The sequence below is a fragment of the Methylobacterium guangdongense genome, assembly GCF_038442355.1.
Taxonomy (GTDB): Bacteria; Pseudomonadota; Alphaproteobacteria; order Rhizobiales; family Beijerinckiaceae; genus Methylobacterium; species Methylobacterium guangdongense.
In genome coordinates, this window is the sequence record NZ_JBBXMX010000032.1 from 23290 (window position 1) to 41679 (window position 18390).

24 protein-coding genes, 1 tRNA gene and 1 pseudogene are annotated in these 18390 nt (G+C 63.2%); 16 read left to right on the top strand and 10 right to left on the bottom strand.

What is annotated here, in order from left to right:
• Positions 1–133 precede the first annotated feature (133 nt).
• Positions 134–499 (top strand): hypothetical protein, encoded by a 366-nt coding sequence (locus tag AAHG09_RS29515; protein WP_342111522.1) that lies wholly within the window; start codon positions 134–136, stop codon positions 497–499.
• Between the two features lie 28 nt (positions 500–527).
• Here the strand turns inward: AAHG09_RS29515 and AAHG09_RS29520 are convergent, their stop codons facing one another.
• Positions 528–929 carry a hypothetical protein gene (locus AAHG09_RS29520; protein ID WP_342111525.1) on the bottom strand — a complete coding sequence of 134 codons (402 nt, stop codon included), beginning with the start codon at positions 927–929 and terminating at the stop codon, positions 528–530.
• Between the two features lie 509 nt (positions 930–1438).
• Between AAHG09_RS29520 and AAHG09_RS29525 the strand changes: the two genes are divergently transcribed.
• Positions 1439–1720: a hypothetical protein gene (locus tag AAHG09_RS29525; protein ID WP_342111527.1), complete on the top strand. Its 282-nt coding sequence runs from the start codon at positions 1439–1441 to the stop codon at positions 1718–1720.
• A gap of 47 nt (positions 1721–1767) precedes the next feature.
• Here AAHG09_RS29525 and AAHG09_RS29530 read toward each other — a convergent pair whose 3' ends face one another.
• Both AAHG09_RS29530 and AAHG09_RS29535 read right to left on the bottom strand, forming a co-directional pair.
• Positions 1768–2241, bottom strand: coding sequence for a tellurite resistance TerB family protein (locus AAHG09_RS29530; RefSeq protein ID WP_342111529.1), 474 nt, complete (start codon positions 2239–2241; stop codon positions 1768–1770).
• 33 nt (positions 2242–2274) lie between these two features.
• Positions 2275–2637, bottom strand: a complete 363-nt coding sequence (locus AAHG09_RS29535; protein ID WP_342111530.1) for an integron — start codon at positions 2635–2637, stop codon at positions 2275–2277.
• A gap of 322 nt (positions 2638–2959) precedes the next feature.
• Between AAHG09_RS29535 and AAHG09_RS29540 the strand changes: the two genes are divergently transcribed.
• Positions 2960–4633: a methyl-accepting chemotaxis protein gene (locus tag AAHG09_RS29540; RefSeq protein WP_342111531.1), complete on the top strand. Its 1674-nt coding sequence runs from the start codon at positions 2960–2962 to the stop codon at positions 4631–4633.
• 5 nt (positions 4634–4638) lie between these two features.
• Here AAHG09_RS29540 and AAHG09_RS29545 read toward each other — a convergent pair whose 3' ends face one another.
• The 4 genes from AAHG09_RS29545 to AAHG09_RS29560 form a co-directional block, all read right to left on the bottom strand.
• On the bottom strand, positions 4639–4995 hold the full coding sequence (locus tag AAHG09_RS29545; protein ID WP_342111532.1) for a hypothetical protein: 357 nt from the start codon (positions 4993–4995) through the stop codon (positions 4639–4641).
• 66 nt (positions 4996–5061) lie between these two features.
• The gene (locus tag AAHG09_RS29550) at positions 5062–5244 is read right to left on the bottom strand and encodes a DUF2934 domain-containing protein (protein WP_342111570.1); all 183 of its coding nucleotides are present in this window, start codon (positions 5242–5244) and stop codon (positions 5062–5064) included.
• A gap of 35 nt (positions 5245–5279) precedes the next feature.
• Positions 5280–6014 carry a sigma-70 family RNA polymerase sigma factor gene (locus AAHG09_RS29555; RefSeq protein ID WP_412760108.1) on the bottom strand — a complete coding sequence of 245 codons (735 nt, stop codon included), beginning with the start codon at positions 6012–6014 and terminating at the stop codon, positions 5280–5282.
• 72 nt (positions 6015–6086) lie between these two features.
• Positions 6087–6848 (bottom strand): hypothetical protein, encoded by a 762-nt coding sequence (locus AAHG09_RS29560; protein WP_342111534.1) that lies wholly within the window; start codon positions 6846–6848, stop codon positions 6087–6089.
• A 310-nt stretch (positions 6849–7158) separates the two neighbouring features.
• Here AAHG09_RS29560 and AAHG09_RS29565 point away from each other — a divergent pair, with 310 nt between their 5' ends.
• The 11 genes from AAHG09_RS29565 (at position 7159) to AAHG09_RS29615 (ending at position 16184) form a co-directional block, all read left to right on the top strand.
• Entirely contained in the window at positions 7159–7422 is a 264-nt protein-coding gene (locus tag AAHG09_RS29565; protein ID WP_342111536.1) for a hypothetical protein, read from the top strand.
• A 336-nt stretch (positions 7423–7758) separates the two neighbouring features.
• Complete coding sequence (locus tag AAHG09_RS29570) at positions 7759–8850, top strand: pilus assembly protein TadG-related protein (protein ID WP_342111538.1); 1092 nt, start codon at positions 7759–7761, stop codon at positions 8848–8850.
• Positions 8851–8928: 78 nt separating this feature from the next.
• Positions 8929–9519 carry a TadE/TadG family type IV pilus assembly protein gene (locus AAHG09_RS29575; RefSeq protein ID WP_342111540.1) on the top strand — a complete coding sequence of 197 codons (591 nt, stop codon included), beginning with the start codon at positions 8929–8931 and terminating at the stop codon, positions 9517–9519.
• A gap of 16 nt (positions 9520–9535) precedes the next feature.
• Entirely contained in the window at positions 9536–10168 is a 633-nt protein-coding gene (locus AAHG09_RS29580; RefSeq protein WP_342111542.1) for a TadE/TadG family type IV pilus assembly protein, read from the top strand.
• Between the two features lie 376 nt (positions 10169–10544).
• Complete coding sequence (locus tag AAHG09_RS29585) at positions 10545–10871, top strand: integration host factor subunit beta (RefSeq protein WP_342111545.1); 327 nt, start codon at positions 10545–10547, stop codon at positions 10869–10871.
• 115 nt (positions 10872–10986) lie between these two features.
• Positions 10987–12147 carry a YihY/virulence factor BrkB family protein gene (locus AAHG09_RS29590; RefSeq protein ID WP_342111547.1) on the top strand — a complete coding sequence of 387 codons (1161 nt, stop codon included), beginning with the start codon at positions 10987–10989 and terminating at the stop codon, positions 12145–12147.
• 407 nt (positions 12148–12554) lie between these two features.
• Positions 12555–12959 carry a helix-turn-helix domain-containing protein gene (locus AAHG09_RS29595; RefSeq protein WP_342111549.1) on the top strand — a complete coding sequence of 135 codons (405 nt, stop codon included), beginning with the start codon at positions 12555–12557 and terminating at the stop codon, positions 12957–12959.
• 204 nt (positions 12960–13163) lie between these two features.
• Complete coding sequence (locus AAHG09_RS29600) at positions 13164–13757, top strand: PAS domain-containing protein (RefSeq protein ID WP_342111551.1); 594 nt, start codon at positions 13164–13166, stop codon at positions 13755–13757.
• 311 nt (positions 13758–14068) lie between these two features.
• Positions 14069–14419 (top strand): cyclic nucleotide-binding domain-containing protein, encoded by a 351-nt coding sequence (locus AAHG09_RS29605; protein WP_342111552.1) that lies wholly within the window; start codon positions 14069–14071, stop codon positions 14417–14419.
• A 195-nt stretch (positions 14420–14614) separates the two neighbouring features.
• Entirely contained in the window at positions 14615–15382 is a 768-nt protein-coding gene (locus tag AAHG09_RS29610; protein WP_342111554.1) for a hypothetical protein, read from the top strand.
• A 43-nt stretch (positions 15383–15425) separates the two neighbouring features.
• Positions 15426–16184: a DUF3800 domain-containing protein gene (locus AAHG09_RS29615; protein ID WP_342111556.1), complete on the top strand. Its 759-nt coding sequence runs from the start codon at positions 15426–15428 to the stop codon at positions 16182–16184.
• A 750-nt stretch (positions 16185–16934) separates the two neighbouring features.
• Here AAHG09_RS29615 and AAHG09_RS29620 read toward each other — a convergent pair.
• Positions 16935–17010: transfer RNA gene (locus tag AAHG09_RS29620), tRNA-Cys, on the bottom strand.
• Between the two features lie 225 nt (positions 17011–17235).
• On the opposite strand from AAHG09_RS29620, the gene AAHG09_RS29625 reads away from it, so the two are divergent.
• Complete coding sequence (locus AAHG09_RS29625; protein ID WP_342111558.1) at positions 17236–17475, top strand: 3',5'-cyclic-nucleotide phosphodiesterase; 240 nt, start codon at positions 17236–17238, stop codon at positions 17473–17475.
• A 127-nt stretch (positions 17476–17602) separates the two neighbouring features.
• Complete coding sequence (locus AAHG09_RS29630) at positions 17603–17854, top strand: 3',5'-cyclic-nucleotide phosphodiesterase (RefSeq protein ID WP_342111560.1); 252 nt, start codon at positions 17603–17605, stop codon at positions 17852–17854.
• A gap of 139 nt (positions 17855–17993) precedes the next feature.
• Here AAHG09_RS29630 and AAHG09_RS29635 read toward each other — a convergent pair whose 3' ends face one another.
• Both AAHG09_RS29635 and AAHG09_RS29640 read right to left on the bottom strand, forming a co-directional pair.
• Complete coding sequence (locus AAHG09_RS29635) at positions 17994–18251, bottom strand: hypothetical protein (RefSeq protein WP_342111562.1); 258 nt, start codon at positions 18249–18251, stop codon at positions 17994–17996.
• Between the two features lie 14 nt (positions 18252–18265).
• Positions 18266–18390 (bottom strand): annotated as a pseudogene (locus tag AAHG09_RS29640) (IS481 family transposase); the annotation flags it as partial.

The following is an 18390-nucleotide window of genomic DNA, read 5'->3' on the forward strand; positions in this document are numbered from 1 at the left end:
TGGCGCAAGACAAAGCGCGGGCGCTTTGTCCCTGTCAGAATTATTCCACTTTTTGCAGCATAAGGGCGAGGTCATGCCGATCCGGCCCGAGCACCGCTTCTTTTACCCTATCGACTAGACACAGCTCTCGGCCGTGATCCGGTTCAGCCGGGCGAGGGGCTGCTGTGAGGGCTGCGGGCGTCCGCACGGGCAAATGGTCTACCACCTTGGCGACGGGCGCTGGTGGGACGCGGAAGCCGGCCGGTGGCGTGACGGGTGGGGGCGTCGGATCCGGATCGCTGCGGAAGATAATATCATCGGCCACGCCCGCCGGACCCGGGTCGTTTTAGCCACGACCCACCGTGACCACGACACCTCGAACCACGCGGACGCCAACCTCGCGGCCTTCTGCCAGCAATGCCACATGATCCACGATCGGCTTGAGCATCAGAGGCGGCGCTGGCGCACGTTGTTTCGGCGCAAGGCGATGGGCGATCTGTTCGGTGGGCCATACGCCTGAGGATCTGCTGGCGAAGATAGTTTGATCGTCAACTCGCCTGATTGAGATCCAGGTCGCGGATTAGGTCGCCGATCGGGTCGCCTTCAACAGCCTTCCCTTGAGGGGCCAGCGGCATAAGCTTGCCCGACAATGTCGGCGACGACCGCACTCCTGCTGGCAGAGTCACCGTCAGATGATGCGACAGCAGCGCCCTATTGTTGGCCATCACCAACGCGGGCTCGCTGCCGTGTAGTTTCCCAGGTGGGTCGGCCCAAGCAGTCGAGGTTGAGGGCGCATTGATCGCCACCGTGACGACCCGCGCTCTTCGATCAGGTTGCTCGTAATCGCCCGGGTGCAGCACATGAGCGGCGACCAGCAGTCCGGCAACTGCGACCGCCGTGGTGGCCAGGGTGGATCGATAGTGTTCCATGTCGACAGAACAAACAGTCAAGCTGGCTGTTCCGGCCAACCCCTTTGAATAGCTAACCGGAACTTTATAGCTGTCACATCGACGGGGCGACGCAGTCTACATGACCGTGCCGGGTCCCACCGGATCACCGGGCACGACGTCTGGGCCGGCCGGATCGCCTGGGGCGGGATCGGGCGTCGGTTCAGGGCCTGGTCCGGGTGGCACATCGCCAGGTACGGGCTCGGCCGGCGGTTGGCTGGGCGTGGGAAGGTCAGGTTCAGTGGGTGTCGGCATGCCGGGATCGGCCATGAGTGTGTCCTCCTGAAAGAGCGATTTTTTACCCTTCAGCAACGCGTTCGGAGGTTACCGAGGTCCTTTGATGCGACTCTAGTGTGTGACAGGCCTGAGTAACCGGTGCCGCGAGACGACCGTTGATGGACGCGAGGCCAGGCAGTTGGGTCGATAGCGATGCGATCTAGGCGTGGCCGCTGCACGACCGCATCGCCGAGAAGCGCCGTGCTGATGGTGATCACATCGCAGAATGAGGGCGCGTGAAGGCACAGATAAACGGCAGAACCTCAGCCGTGCGTGCGTTGGCCCTGACACAGATGCGCAGATTGACGAATGAGGTGAGCGCCGACGAGACGCTGGCGCATGCGGTCGCACAGTCAGCCGAGGCGTTCGAGCAGGCCGGGTGCTTCGGTGAGGCTGAAGCCCTGCGCCTCGTGGCACGGCACCACCGCATCCGCGGCCTGGAAGCACGATCTCGGTTCGTCATCCTGCAGACGGCGTACACGAGCCTGCAGGCCTATCTCGATGATACCGTTGACTAAACGTCGTAACCACAGGCTGTGCGATCGAGCCGGGCGCAATAGCAGTCCTACACGGCTGCGCGCCGTACCGCGGTCCTTGCTGGCACCGTTCGCAGCAGCGCCGCCTTATCGACGAGTAGCGCCGTAGCGATCTCGGCCAACGCAACGTGCTCTATCTCTGCAATGCCATCGTGATCAGCTACGTCCGCTGCCACGAGGAACACGCTCTCGCGCTGCTCCGCCGGCCGTCCGGTGATGGCTGCAACCCGGCGCAGGTTGTCAACTCGCCCAGCGCGAGTGCGCGCCCGACCGATCGCCTCGTACAGAGCCTCCTCCAGCATCAGAACGTCGTAGCCCTTCTCCAGGATCGGGCTGGCGAGCACGCCAGTCAGTGCAGTCTCGAATTCTGCGCCCGCTACCTCACCGTCGGCGACGATGATATTGGCAGCCGCAGGGACACCGGCCTGCATCAGCGTCTCGTCACCCGCATAGGCGGTCACCGTCTGACGGAAGCGGGCGAGGATGTCTTGTACGAAGGGCATGATGCTCGCCTGCTGATTTGGCTGAGGACAATATTACTTCGGATCGATGCTGACGTTGCGGGCCATCACCCAGCTGTGATCACAGGGGCCGGTGTACGTCTGCTCGACCGGTACGAGGATCGTGGTTTGGCAGCCAAGAAGCGCCGAGCCGTAGACGACGCCCAGCCACGGGCCGAGCTTATCGCAGATCACGACCATATCGCCGTCGTGCAGCCGCCCGATTTCGCGGAACGGCGCCTCGCCCGGTCCACTTTTTACGGGCAGGACGTTGTCCGGTTCAGGCCCAACTTCCACGACGTGCCCTTTCTCAGCACAGGCATCGTCGCCGATCGAACCGTGCATCAGGATCGGCACGTTCAGAGGTGTGGTTTCCGCAAGGGCCATATTGGGCAGCATGAGTGCCAGGAGCAGCCCAAGCCGCGACGTTATTGAAGGCATGAGGGTACCGAATTGTCGGGTTTTTATGAGGAACGGTGACGCAGTCACCCAGCAGTGAGAGACCGGACAACACAGCCGCCCATCGGAGGATCCAGGTCGTGGGCTGGCACTCGCAATGCTTAGTCCCGCCGCACCGCGCCAGCCTTCACGACACCGTGCAGCAAGCTGGGAACTGAGTCGGTTGTAGGCGCCCAGCACACAATGCGAGATCCTGGGCTTCGTACCACTCGGTCGGTCGCAATTTCAGCGATCGCCATGATGCCCTTGCTCAGAGGTAACCGTGTCCCTCTCCATCGCCCAACGCATCCTGCTCGGCTTCGGCGCCGTCATCGTGGTGATCGCAGCGCTTGGCCTCTATGCGATCGGGCAACTCGGCTCCGTGCGCGAGGCCACTGACGGCATCATCGGTCGTGACATCGCCATGATGCGACAGGTCGACGATCTTGGGAACCAAACGCGCAACCTGGGCATCCTGCGGCGCAACGCCGTGATCGCCAGCCTGATGAAGGCACAAAACCGGCCCGTGCGCGATGTCGACATCTTCGGGATCTGGCGTCGGACGGCTGCCGAGACCGACAAGCTTTTCGACGACCTGATCCGTGAGGCGAATACCTATCGCACTCAGGCAATCTCGGCGGAGCGAGCGGACGGTTGGGGGCGGCTCTCTGCGGTGCTCGTGCAATCCAACGAAACCTACCGGCGCTACCGCGATGCCAGCGAGCTTCAGCTCAAGGCCGCCGCATCGGGTGATTTCCAGGGCGTGGAGGACCGCAACGAGGATGCCACCCGGCAGTACGAAGCCACGGTCGCAGGCGTCGAGAAGGCGCGCGGCGCTTTGAACGAGAGCGTGACGGCCGGCCAGAACGTAGTGGCCGACATCTATGAGCACTCGCGCGTGTCGATCTACCTGACTCTCGCGGCAGCGGTCGTGCTGGCGATCCTGATCACGTGGCTGATCGCCCGGGCGGTAGTGCAGCCGCTGAAGAGCCTGACGGGGTTCATCGACCGGGTGGGTGAAGGCGACCTCTCGGGGCGGCTTGAAGCACGTGGCGGCGATGAGATCGGCCGCCTCGCCACCAATCTCAACGCGATGGCGGCGGGGCTCTCCGACCTCGCCAAGACCAACCGAGTTGCCACCGCCGACCTGAACGCGGCCGCGGCTGAGATCCGCGCCTCGGCGCAGGAGCAGGCGGCCTCCGTCGAGCAGCAATTCGCCGCCGTGCAGCAGACAGCGGCCACCATGGATCAGATCACCCAGACCGGTACCCAGATCAGCAAGCGCGCGACCGAGGTGATCGCCACCGCCCAGGCCACCGCCCAGACCTCCCGCCAGGGCCTGCGCGCCGTGTCGGACACCGCCAAGGCCATGGACGCGATCCGCGAGCAGGCGGAGGCCGTAGCCGGCAACATCGTCGGCCTGTCGGAGAAGACCCAGACGATCGGCGACATCATCGAGACGGTCAACGACATCTCGGAGCGCACCCACCTGCTGGCGCTCAACGCCGCCATCGAGGCGGCCGCGGCCGGCGAGAGCGGGCGCAGCTTCTCGGTCGTCGCCTCGGAGATGAAGCTGCTCGCCGATCAGGCCAAGGCCGCCACCGGTCAGGTGCGCGGGATCCTGGGCGAGATCCAGCGGGGCATCAACACCTCGGTGATGCTCACCGAGGAGGCGGTGAAGCGCGCCGCCGCCGGCAAGACCCGCTCGGACACGACGCAGCGGACCATCGAGGAGATTACCGCGAAGATCGAAGAGGGTACTCAGGTGTTCCAGCAGGTGATCGCGTCAGCGAACCAGCAGCAGCTCGGGATCGAACAAGTCATGGGCGCCTTGCACAACATCCGACAGGCGAGCCAGCAGACCGCGGCCGGCACACGACAGGTCGAGTCCGCCTCAGTGAACATCACCGAACTGGCTCAAACGCTGACCAAGTTGGCTGAACGTTACCGGCAATGACACTATCAGAGGTCGAGCTGGTACCCAACCTTCCCTGTTGGAGTAGCTCCCTCGGCATAAGCTCGGGCCCGTGCAACGAACAGGTCGATCTGCACGATGCCCTGGTTGATCGCCGTGATCAGGTTAGCGTTTGCCTCGTCGATCTGAGCCTCACCAGTCGGCCCCCGCCCCCGCAGGTCGGCGAGCAGCGTGTTCATTTGATCCCGCTGCTCGCGCAGGTCCGCGAGGATCACCGCGGCGCGCGCCGCCTGGAGGCTCGTCGCTCGGCCACCGGCGAGCATCTCCACCGCGGCGGCGTCGACCCGGGCAAGCGCGGATCGCCCTTCATTCCTTTGCCGCAGTGGGATGATGCCGTCGCTCATGATGCTGCGCCTGTAGGTATCCAACCCCAAAAAGGCGGCTTTCGTCCCAAGCCTTGGGATACATGCCTAAAGCTCAGCAGCGTCTATGGCGACGGCCATCACACCATCACGATCTGCCTGCGTAGCCCGCCGTTCCGTCCTGAGTTCACGCTCGGCCATGAACCAGAACTCCAGCTCATAGCCATCAAGCCGATGATGCCGGTCCCATAGATCGTAGGCACGCTCCCGGATCTCTGCGTGTGAGACCATTGGCTCCAGAGCGCATGAGGCACACGGATCCTGGCTCACCCGCTAACTCCGCGGGATCCGTCCAGAGCCGAGAGCAGCACGGCATCGCTGCCGATCTCAGCTCCGGTATAGCCGAGCGCTCGTGCAAGCAGATCGCGCGCGCGGGAGACTCGGCTCTTCACGGTTCCAAGTTGGCAGCCCATGATTGCGGCCACTTCCTCGTAAGGCAGATCCGACACCGTCACGAGCATCAGAGCCTCGCGCATGACCTGCGGTATTTGGTTCAGGGCGCCCTGAACGTCCTGCAGCTCCAGACGGCTTCCTTGCTCGGGTAGCGAGGTGAGACGTGCAGCGTAGCTACCGTCATCGTCCTGCACCTCCCGGTGCTTGCGACGACCGGAGTAGAAGTTGTTGCGCAGGATCGTAAAGGTCCAAGCCTCGAAGTTCGTGCCGGGCTGGAAGCGCATCCGATTCTTCCAGGCTCGCAGGAGCGTATCCTGCACGAGATCGTCGGCTGCGATCACGTCGTGTGCCAGCGATATGGCGAACCTGCGCAGGCTCGGTGTCACAGCCAAAAGCTGTCTTCGGAACTCGGCCTCGTCGCGGCTGCGCGCTTCTCCGACGGCTGTATCGAGGCGGGCTAGCAGGCCAGCGAAGCACCCCGCAGCGTTCTGCTCAGCCTCTTCCTGCGCGTAGGCGGCCGCGAGTAGGCGCCCGAGGCGCTGTCGGATCTGTTCCGAGAGCTTGGGCCGAGATGCATCCGTAGCCTCGTCAGCTGGTCCCGTGTTCATCGTGGCAGCCAAGCGGGAACACGCGTCGTCGGTCATCGAAGTCCGTTCGGTAGATCGACCGCCTGCATACCCTCACGGCATAGCTCGGTCAGTGCGACCAACCGCGCGGCTTCTCGTTCGGCCTGATTGGTCGAGGTCAACCGCTGCCCCTCGGCAGCCCTTCTTCGGTTCCGTGTCCACAACCTGCTTCTGTGAATCTCCTCTATCCGTGGGGTGCAACGTTTTGCACCCTATGCTGCCGAGAAGCGCCGGGGCCGCGGATCGCCCTCCCCGCCGGAGCCATTGTAGCCATTCGCGACTGATGATCCGGAGCACGTTCGGATCCGACTTCCGGCCCTGGTGGCGGCGCTCCTGAATGGTCAACAGGCCGTCCCCCTCGGCCAGCCGGATCGCGGCCTGGGCGAGTCGCCGGCAGACGCCCGCTCGTGCCGCTATCGCGTCGATGCAGAGGCCGCAGGCGCCGTTGCGCGCCATCTCGTCGCCCACAATCCGCAAGACGGCCAACTGCCCTTGCGTGAACCGCGAGGCCAGCGCGGGCGGCATTGGACCGGAGCAGGCCAGCCGGCGGCGGCGCTCAATGGCAACAGATCGCTCAGGAGCCCGCTGTAGGCGCTTGGGCGGGAACAGCGTCACACGGCCGAGGGGGATGCCAACAGGCGCCACGGTCTCGCGCACGGCATTCCTGCGGGTGTGTAGCAGCTCGGCGAGGCCCTGTGCCTCCGCGTCGGTCACGGTCTCGGCGGCGTGAGCCTGCCAGATGGTGCGCGACAGGCTGTCGAGCTGCGCGAGCGTGCGCGCTTCCTCGATCGCCGACCGCATGGTGGCGTGAAACATCGATCCCGGTCCCTCACGGGCCGCGGCTAGGGTCCAGGCAAAGCCTTCCCGGTGCGAAAAGCGATGCTTTCGCTTGACTCCCGGCGGGAGATCATGGCTTGTAGGGGGCATCCAATCCGGCCCCACAAGGCCCCAGGTTTTTCAGCAGCCTCTTCCTTGCCGGGAAGGGGCTGTTGGCTTTTCAGGGTCTATCTCGCGGCGATGGTCTCCTGAATGGCGGCCGCGACTCGCTAGGGCGGGTACGACCGTGACCGCCCATGTCGGCCGGAGCGCACGGCTAAGTCAACGTCAGGGGATGATCAGCGCGTCTATGCCTGACACACCACCGACCGTTGCCGACCTGCGCAAGGCTGGCATCATCACGAGCCACGAGGTTGTCGCGGCCATCGACGCCTACATCAGGGCTCCGACAGCCGGGCCCTACCGCTTCGCCAGCGGCCACAGCCTCGACGTCTCGGCACTCGTGGATGCGTCCCCGGCTCTAGAGAAGGTGGGCCGGTCCAGGCCGCTCGACGCCGGGATCCGCACGGCGCTGGCGGCGGCCATCATGGCTGCGCGCCCGACCCTGCCGTGATCCGCTGGGGTTCGTGGGCGCGGACGAGGTGTGGCGATCATCAGCCCGGTCACGCGTGTGCCACCGGCAGATCGTTGATCTGCGTTGTGTAGCGCGACCCGCGCATCTCGAATTTCATACTCCCAACAGCCACAGGCCTCACAATGCATGTTATTATTGCCTCTACGTGCAGCCTACTTGCCGCGGGTATTTTAGAATAATTTAACCTCCAAGATGGGCCCTATAGGCCCGATTGGTGCGAATGATTACTGACTAAAAGATTGTATTAAGGCGTAGCACGTAAGCGTGAGACTGCTTCGGCTGCGCCCCAACAATCTGGCCAAGCGGGGGGTCTGTATGCGCGATTATGTGGTGGCCCCATTGCGGTCTTTCGCGCGAGCCGAAGCTGGAAACGTCGTCTTCATCTTCGGCCTCAGCCTCCCCCTGCTACTGGGTGCAGGCGGTCTCGTGATCGACTACGGCAATGCGGTGCGTATCCGAGCGGTCGAGTCCAGTGTCGCCGATGCGACCGCGCTGCTCGTTGCGAATGCTGACACAGTGGCGGCCGCAACCGAAGGGCTGCGCCTCGCGAGCGCCCAGCTGACCTCCCGGATCGGTTCGTCCACTACGACGAACGGTTTCCAGATCACCGGATCATGGATCGACGGCGCGAACTATCGGGTGACGATCTCGACGACGCTGCGGACGAGCCTCCTACACCTGCTACCCGGCATGCCGCGACAGATCACGGTCGGTACAGCCACCACAGTCAATCGGGTCGCGCCCGTGTATCAGACGAGCCCCCCGACGTTCAGCCAGCTCTCGCCCGAGGCCGCGGACTACAACCGGATCTACATGTACTGCTACTCGTCCGATCCCAAGCGGCAGGCTGAGTCCGACAAGGGTCGCCGCGGGATCGTCCCCATCGCGGATAACGGTACGCCGCCGACCGACTACTCAAAGAGCATCATACCGACCTGTGGTGCCAACGAGGCACCCAGCTACATGCTGCACAACGTCCGCAACGCCCGCAGCAATAAATCGCTCTGGGATGCCAGCAATCAAGAAACCTACGAATACTATACTGATACGACTATCGACACCGGATTGCGCACGCAATCAATGAACATTAAAGGGTATCGCGTCTACTACGGAAGCACGTATTTGCCGATTAGTATGGTCTCGAACCCCGTTCTAGAGACGATCATCTGCGATAGCTTGAGCCAGTGCAAAAACAAATCCGATGGCGGCATTCTGCCGAATAGCCATACGACGCACAACCCAGTGACTGCATCCGGGAGCTGTAGCGACGGCAAGTACATGTACTACGGTTGGGAGGATCGGCCACCGAACGCCGGGAGTGACATGGACTACGACGATATCCGTTTGATCGTGTCGTGCCCAACGATCGTGAAGGTCGCCGACAAGAAGCTACGGATCGTCGAGTGATCCGTCATCGCGGTCCACCAAATCGCTTATCCCTCGCGAGGCCCTCGGATGCGCCCCTCCCCGAAAGATCCTAGCCGAATGGCTCAAGGCCGCACTCGGGTCTTCGGTCGTCTGGCGCGCGCCGAGGACGGCGCAACAGCCGTCGAGTTTGCCCTGATCGCACTGCCGTTTCTGAGCCTGCTCGCCGTAATCTTGCAGACCAGCCTGATGGTCTGGGCGTCGCGCAACCTCGACGACGCCCTCCAGCGCGCCGGCCGGACGATCTATACGGGACAGTTTCAGAAGGCGAACACGGGCCAGACCGACGCCAGCACGCTGCTCGCCAACATGAAGACGGCCATCTGCGGCGCATCAGCCTCGCGTGTCCCCACCGTGTTCGACTGCAGCACGCTGAAGCTCAACGTGGTCCTGAGCACCTCGTTCGCCAACGGCACCGTGCCGACGCCGCTGGACACGAAGACTGGGGATTGGACCAAGGGCTTCGGTACGAACTACACCTGCGCCCAGCCGGGGGCGATCGTGGTTTTCACCGCGGCGGCCAAGTACCGCGTCGCGTTCAGCTTCCTCTACGCGGGCCTGCCCGGCTTCGGAGACGGCGCGCGGTTGCTGCAATCTACAGCCGTGTTCCGGACCGAGCCGTACGACGCATCTTCGGTGCAGGGCTGCTGACATGAGGAAGGCTGTGATGAACGCGATCACCAGGCGCGATCAGGCGGCTTCACGCTTCCGTGATGATGCGCGCGGCGTCTCGGCGATCGAGTTCGCACTGATCCTTCCCGTAATGCTGGCTCTGCTGTTCGGCGTGACGGAGTTCGGGCGCGCGATCGACCACTACCGCAGGGTCACACTCCTGGCGCGCGCGGTGGCGGATCTCACGTCCCAGGGGGACGGGCAGGCTACGATGGCGGCGGCGGCGATGACCGACATCTTGGCCTCAGCCAAACTCGTGCTCACACCTTATCCGAGCAGTGGAGCTGCGATCGTCGTCACGGCACTCGGCGTCACCGCCGACGGTGTTGGTCAGACACCGCGCGTGTGTTCGAGCTATGCGACGAGCAACGGCACCACGCGAGCGGTTGGGACTGCGACTGACCTGAAGGTTCCGGACGGCTTCCAACTCGCTGGCATGCGCTACGTCCTGGCCGAGGTGACCGTCCCCTACCCGGCGATGTTCGGCAGCAACCTGATGCGGTTCGTGGGCGGGGCGAACAATCAGCTGACCTTCAGAGCAAGCGTGCCCTGGCCGATGCGCGGTGGGCAGACCTACAAGTCCACCTACAATGAGGTGGTCCTGCCGAACGGCAAGGCGTGCACCTGAACCGAGCACATCTCCGTGGGCTAGCTTGGCGTGACGTCCCGAGGCCCTAAACGCATGCCCTGCGCGGCGGCGCTGAAGGTGGTGGCCGACTACGAGACCGACGAGCGGGAGACGTAAGCTACGAAAGAGCCCGCCGCGGCGAACCGGGCGGGCTGATCCAGATCCGAGCATCGGGGGCATGAGATCGAACCTTCGCGAGGCGTACCAGCCACCCGTTAAAGAAAAGCCCGCCGCGGTGGACCGGGCGGGCGAGGTAAGGGAGGCGCCCCGAATGGCTTCCGGACGTCGAGGGCATTCCTCACGTCGGATGGTTAATGAAACGCTAGCGCGCCGCGGTACGGTTGCGGTTCGATGAGCGTCGCGGCATCGGTGCCGCATGATCCGGTCCGAGCTCGTCACCCGCATCGCTGCGCAGAACCCGCACCTCTACGCCAAGGACGTCGAGGCGGTGGTCAATGCTATCCTCGACAAGATGACCGACGCTCTGGTGTATGGGTGCCGCGTGGAACTGCGCGACTTCGGCACGTTCGCGATACGGGACCGGAAGGCCCGCACTGGCCGCAACCCACTCTCGGGCCAGGTCGTCGCCGTCGCGGCCAAGCGGGTCATCCACTTCAAGCCGGGCAAGACCATGCGTGCGCGGCTGAACCTCAAGCCGGAGGATCAGGAGTGCGAAGCGGACCGGCTGCTGCGAGCCTCCTGACAGCTCTACCTGGCCTTAAGCCCAGAATTAACGCGGCATTACCTGCAACGCGGTTTGACGGCTCGTCGTTTCGGCGACGATCTTCAGCATCCGTCCACGAGGCAGCGATCCGGCCATGGCTCCTCTCCCCCCGAACCCCGAACCATCCCGCGAACCGGGGGGAGAAGCCTCGACGGTCTGGACGCTGGCGCTCGCCACCGCCCTCCTCGGCCTCGTAGCGCTCCCGCGCCGCTCCACTACGGGCAGACACAGCAGAGCCAAGAATGAGGGCAATGCGCGGCAAGCATCGCCCTCTCATTCCGGACGAGAAGCCCACGAGGTGGCGCACAGTCAAGCCGACCGCGGCCGCCAGGCTTCGAAGCCCACCGAGATCCCGGCCAAGGGCTGGAAGGACATCGCACTGCGCACCTACCGGGATGTCGGCGAGAACCGGATCATGCTGGTGTCGGCCGGCGTCACCTTCTTCGCCCTGCTGGCGATCTTCCCGGCAATCGCCGCCCTGGTGTCCGTCTACGGCCTCTTGGCCGACACCTCGACCATCAACGACCAGCTCACCAGCCTCCAGGGCATCCTGCCTCAGGGGGCGCTCGACATCGTCGGCGAACAGATCAAAGCACTGAACGAGAAAGGCAACGCCACGCTGGGCTTGAGCCTGATCATCGGCATCGCCCTCTCGGTCTGGAGCGCCAATGGCGGCATGAAGCACATGTTCGACGCGCTCAACCTCGTCTACAACGAGCGCGAGAAGCGCAACTTCGTCGTGCTCAACCTTGTCTCGCTCGCCTTCACCGCAGGCGCGCTGCTGTTCCTGATCCTGGCGCTCGTTTCAGTCGTGGTGCTGCCGGTGGTGTTCGAGTTCATCGGCGTCGGCAAGGACGCTTGGTGGCTGGCGCTGCTACGCTGGCCCGTACTCCTGCTCGCCGTACTCTGCGGGTTGGCGGTGCTCTACCGCTACGGCCCGAGTCGTGATGCCCCCCGCTGGCGCTGGGTGACAGGCGGCAGTGCCATCGCGGCGGTACTCTGGCTCGGGGGCTCGCTGCTGTTCTCGTGGTACGTCGCCAACTTCGGCAGCTACAACAAGACCTACGGCTCGCTGGGCGCGGCGATCGGGTTCATGACCTGGATCTGGATCTCGACGACGATCGTGCTACTCGGTGCGCAGGTGAACGCCGAGACGGAGCACCAGACCGCCGAGGACACCACAGTGGGCGAACCTCAGCCTCTCGGCACCCGGGGTGCGAAGATGGCCGACAGCGTGGGGGCAGCCGCAGAATAGCTGCCCTCTCAAAGTTCAAGACTGGACCCACGTGCCTGATCCGCCTCCTGGCTAGGGCGTGGCGCATACAGGGGGCGCCCCTCGGCCCGGTTCGCAAGAACGCGCTCACGCAACAGGACGGCGCGGCGCGCGATCGCCTCCGCGTCGCAGATCCGACAGGGCCCACCACGGCCAGCGGCGCGGCAGCTGTCAGGGTTCTGGCAGGATTGGCGCGGCATCGTGCTTCTATAGCCGCTGGAACACCCACAATCACGCGTGTTACTTTGGCATTTCACATCCCAAGGTAGTGTTGCTTCGCTACGATAGCGGTTGCACTGTATGCTCGTGTACAATCATGAGATGCGGCTTGCACCGGGCATACACGGTGGCGACCTCGTGCCCATCACACTCTGAGGCTGTCACTCACGATGACGACGAAAGCGCCGAAAACCGCTACCGAGGCCGATCGCTCGATCGGTGGCCGTGTCGCGACACTCCGGATCGCGCAGGGTCTGAGTCAGACCGCATTGGGCGATGCCATCGGGGTCAGCTTCCAGCAGGTTCAGAAGTACGAGAAGGGGTGCAACCGCATCAGTGCCGGGCGGCTACAGACCATCGCTGATTTGCTGAAGGTACCGGTCGAGACGTTCTTTGCCGACCGATTGACGGGTGGTCTCGACGGAAGCGACGTTCGAATGTTCGACGACGATCCGCAGGTGATGCAGCTAGTCACGGCTTTTACGAGCATCAGCGATGAGAGCACGCGTGAGAGCGTGCTGTCGATCGTGAAGGCTGCGGCCACGCTCCGTCAGGAGGGTGCTGCGAGATCCTAGGTCGAGCCGAGGCATCAGGGTGTGCTCTCGATGCCTCTCCGTGGATATCGACCAGCGAACGGTCACGCACAGCCGATATATAGCTCAGATTGCAAAATGCGGCCACAAATGTCCGACATTGCCCCGTCAACACCACTTAAAAGTGTATTGGGACGCAAGTCGGGTATGTCTGGTTCGTCGAAGGGGTCCTCGAAGCGGTTGGCCATGTCCGCCTTCGATGCGACGCAGATCGGTGCCTGGGAACGAGACGCTACCGGAGGTGTCCTACGGTGCGATCCGATGGCAGCTCAGCTCTGGGGGTTCTGTCCGAAAGACGCTGCTAAAGGTATCTGCATCGATCGCCTGAGGGACGCGATCCACCACGACGACCGCTGCATCTTCTTCGGCCGCCATCTCTGCGTCACGACGCATGGCACCATCCTGATGAGCGAGTACCGTGTGACGCCCACACCCGGGGACGTACGGTGGGTTCTCGTGCGGGGCCACTACCAAGTACGACAAGCCGGCCAAGCGTTTGCCGGCGGCCGCGGCGTCGTCATGGACATCACGAACTGCCGACCAGCAGCTGCTCCGGCCTGCCGATGGTCGAACCTCAGCGGGTACGAGGAAGATACCGATCCGCTTCATCGAGCAGCCGATCACGCCCTCGCGTTGTACGCGAACGTCGAGGCCATGGGCGAGGAAGGACAGGCCGTGCTCGATGCAACGAGGAGCGTTCTGCTCCTGCTCGGACGCCAGATTGCCGCCGGCACTTCACTGTCGGATTTGCGCGGGTACGACTCCCTGCTCACGCACTGATCACGGTGTTGTAGAGCTGAACAGGCCCAGTCGAGCGACCCTCGAAATCTACGGTCAGCTCGCAGCTCGCACAGTCTGACCCCGATGCCGCCGCCTCACCTACCCGATGGGTCATGGATGCAACTGCATACAGTATTCCAAGTTGATTGCAGGACTGGGAGGACCGGCAGTTCGCGCCCGCACGATGGGCGCGTGTCTGCTCAATGCAGCGTGGGACGATGGCACTGTCCAGATACCCCTTCGGCCTGATAGCCTGCAGGCTGGGGGGAGCGACACCGCTACCCAAGGCGGATGAACGCGCGATCCTAGAGTTGCCGCTCATCATCCGAACGATCGAAGCCTCCCGGGACATCGTCTATGAGGATGGTCCATCCAATCATTGCTGCGTGATCCTCGATGGCTGGACCTGCTGCTATCAGCTCCTCACCGACGGCCAGCGCCAGATCCTATCGTTTCACGTGCCTGGCGATCTGCCGGACCTGCAGAGCCTGCACCTGTCATCGCTAGATTTTGGGATGGCTACGGTGACCCGCGCCTCTATCGCTTTTGTGCCGCATACTCATCTACGGAAGCTAGCCCAACAATCTTTTGCTATGCTGGTGGTGTCCTGCCTGACAACCTCGTGCGTGCGGCTCGCGATGCGCAGTGGGTCCGACAGATGATGCAAGAGACGGTCGTCCATCAGATGACATCAGCCGTCCGCAACTTGCCAACGTACTTCAGGGGCGGTTCGGCTTAAGCCGGAGTGCCGCGTCGAACCTGCTGGAATGGCTGACCGCCTAATCCTTCGACAATTTCAAGACGGCGTCAGCCGTCCGCCGTCAGGCGGGACCAACCTCCACAGTAGGAGCCGCAGGTTGAGCGACGAGACCACCTCGAACCGGAACAGCACCGTCCCAATGGTCGCGGGCGCACAGGTGCTCCAGAAGGTTGGGTTGATCAGCGCGAAGGCGGCATTGAGCACCATCCCGTGGGCAGCCTTAGTGTTCGATTTCGGGCAGGCCGTCGTCGATTACGGTAACGCGCGGCTGACGGATCGACTGCTCGGTGATCTTGGCGAACGCATCGATCGGATGGAAGCTGGAACTCGCGAGCGGCTCAAGGCGGATGAGATCTATCAACTCTCGGCGCAGGCCGCGATCCGGCGAATGCTGATGGAGACCAACCCACGTATGGCCGACGCCCTAGCGAGGGCGGTCTCGGAGCTGGGCACTTCTACCTTGCTACCGGCTGAGCGGCTGGAGATCGCCCGCGCTCTCGACGCTCTGACCGAACCGTCGCTGCACCTATTGCAGACCATCTACCGGGCTCAGAACGACCACCTCACCCCGCAGGAGATGGGCTTGGTCGAGGACGACGTGCGGAAGACCTACCACTTCACAAAGCTGATGTACACGACGATGCCGCTTAGTTCTTGGATCGCCCCCGCCAACGAGCTTGAGCGGGCCGGAATGGTCGTGGCAACGCTGGATGACGGCTGGTACGACCCAGCGGAACAGGCGGCCGAGGAACCCTTGGGCCTCACGGTGGGTCTGCGCGAGATGTATCCGCTGGGCAAGCGCGTCGTCAGGATGTGCTTCGACGATCCCGCGATCCCGGCGTTCGGTGTCTACGCGGCGGAGTAGATAGACCCCGACAACCATCACGTTCGCTGCTAAGCTTGTCGGCGTGAGCCGCGCCCGCATTGATCCCAGCACCCTGTCGGACCTCATCGTGTATGCCGATGAGAGCGGTGATCACGGCCTCGTTACGATCGACGCGGGCTACCCCATCTTCGCGCTCGCCTTCATCGTCATGACCCGTGACGAGTACGTGGGTGAGGTGACGCCTGCCCTCCAGCGGCTCAAATTCGCCTACTGGGGTCACGATCAGGTCGTGTTTCACGAGCGCGACATCCGGAAGAAGATTGGCCCCTTCGCGATGCTGGCGGACCCAGCTACCAACGCCGACTTCATGGCTGACCTCACGGGAATGATCGGCGCGGCCCCATTCCGCCTCTGCGTCGGAACCATCGACAAGCTCAGGCTCAAGGCCAAGTACGCGAACCCGTGGAGCCCCTACGAGATCGCGCTGCGCTTCTGCATGGAGCGTCTGCTCAACTGCCTCCAGCGTCACGAGCAGGAGGGGCGGCTCGTCCACGTGGTCTTCGAGAGCCGGGGCAAGAACGAGGACGCCGAGTTGGAGTTGGAATTTCGCCGGATCACCGCGAACCAAGCCAACTGGGGCTACCGTTCGCCCGACTTCTCCTACGCTCGGTTCGAGCCGGTGTTCGCGCGCAAGGATGCGAACGCTGCCGGGCTACAGTTGGCGGATCTCGTCGCTCGCCCCTGCGGATTACGAGCTCTCCGACCCACTCAACCGAACCGGGCGTTCGAGGTGCTCATCCCCAAGCTGGCCGGCCATTCCGGGTTGAAGATGTTCCCCTGAAAAAACAAAGGGGTCCGGGCGAACCCGGAACCCCCTTGCCGACCGGGATATCCCCAATCCTCAGGACAATATGGGCCTCCTCGCAGCCGATGTCGATGCTCACGGAAACCGCACTCGTGTTGCTCTTGGCGATCGAGCTGAGCGTGGAGGACCTACTCCACCGTGCGCCACTTCACGGGCCGTAGGACCTTACCAGGCGTCGTCACGTTCCTTTGGTAGAAGGTCTGCTGCTCCGCATCGCCCGTGCGGAGAAATGGAACGGCTGTAGAACATCAAGAAATGGCAGTCCGTCCGGTCTCAGCTTGGACGGATTGACGTTACCGCTCTGCACCCGCAATCTGCGCGAGGTGGGCCTCATGTTGCCTCTGGTTATCCTCGAAGGTGGCGAGGATCGTTTCGGCCTCCTCGGTCGGGATACCGCTCATTCTCATCCGAGCTATGAGAAATCGTTGACTGGCGAGATGACCCGCTCCCTCGCGGATATGCCGCCGGACCATCTCAAACTCGGTCTCTTCCACGCTCGTCAGGGACATAGCAGACACCTAGCCGATCAGCGCGGATCCATGACCATGATAGCACGTCTGCATAGCCACGCCGTCAGCCCGTAATCACATCAGGTGGCGCGGCTGACTCAAGCTGTTCACAGCTCAGCGCCACACCTTCCCTTCACGCTTGGCGGCATTGGAGTGGTTCAGCATCTGGTCCTCAGCCGAGGGTGATAGTGAGGCGAGCCGATGAGAGGGCCCAGTTTGGAGGCCGGGATCCGGAGTCGAACCGGACGTGCGGAGCTTTGCAGGCTCCTGGCTGGACACTCACCCACCTGGCCGTCCTCTCTGAAGCACCCCGCTACGAGCGGATCTAGGCCAAGCGATGAAGGATCCTCAGATGGCTGCCGGGAGCCTTAGCGTTCTCCTACCAATGAGGACCACCGGCCTGAGGGCTCATCTCTAGAACGGCAGCGGGGCCGGGATCCGGTTCCGGGAGCGGAAGGGATAAAAACTGGCGCTAGGTTCGTTAGGCCTTGATGAATTGCTCCGGTCAGGGACCACGAATGCGCAGCCTCATCCTCGTCGTCAGCCTCATCGCGATCACAGCCCCCGTCTCAGCGCAAACGCCCGAACGCGGGAACGCGGACCTGCAGACCTATTGTGCGGGGGACGCCCTTCAATTCTGCGCCGGTATTGATCCCAACAGCCCCCAAATGGATGCCTGCTTCAAGAAAAACATGAGCCAGATGTCTCCGAACTGCCGCCGCGCCATCGATGCCTACGAGAAGGCCGGCGGTAAGTAGCCACTCGACGCTCAATCACAGCCCGAAAGCCGCGGAAGGCGCGAGCCTCAGCTCCGTCAGCGGAAGGGATAGATCACCGAGTCGAGCCGTTAGCGGATCGACGAACTTCCTCAGCCAGGTATCCCATATGCGCAACAGCATCCTCGCTCTCGGCCTCATCGCCGTAGCAGCTCCCGCCCTCGCGGCCCCCGATGCGTCGGCCTCGAAGCGCGGCAACAAAGATCTGAAAACCTACTGCTCTGGTGATGCGGTCACGTTCTGCAGCGGCAATGATCCTGACAGCCCTGAGATGGACGCTTGCTTCAAGAAAAACATGGACAAGATCTCGGAGAACTGCCGGCGTGCGATCAAGGCATACCAAGGCAGTGTGGGCAAGTAGCATTATCGCCCTGTATTACATCACCGAGGCTTTTCATTTTGTAATCAGCTCAGACATTGAGACCGCGTCGGCAGTAATGTACTTACTTTATTCTTTAAAGATCCTAATCTCCCGAGAACTTATCACGCTGGTCGGTGCATCACTGCTGCTCACCGATCTCTTTCACCTCGGCGTAGCGACGCGCCAATTCGTCCTTGAAGGCGGCGTTGACCCGTTCGGGACCGAGTACCTTGGTGGCCACGTCACGCGCGGTCTGTGAGATCCGCAGGGGGGTCGTTCCGTCGATCGCGAAGTGCTTGCCGCAGAACGTGATGATAGCCGATTGCGCGCTGGACGCTCGCAGCAGGGCCAGGGCCTGCTCGTCCTGGGTTTGGGCGTGGCTGAGCGGGGCATTCATGCCCGTTGTCACCTCTAGATGTTTGGTCCCAGCATTTGGTGGAGCGGGTCTGACCTGAAGCGGCTGGGCTCGGCCGACCATGCCTTGCATATGGCTTCGTAGGGCGTGAGGCCGCGCAAGGTCTTGAGGCGGCGGGCGA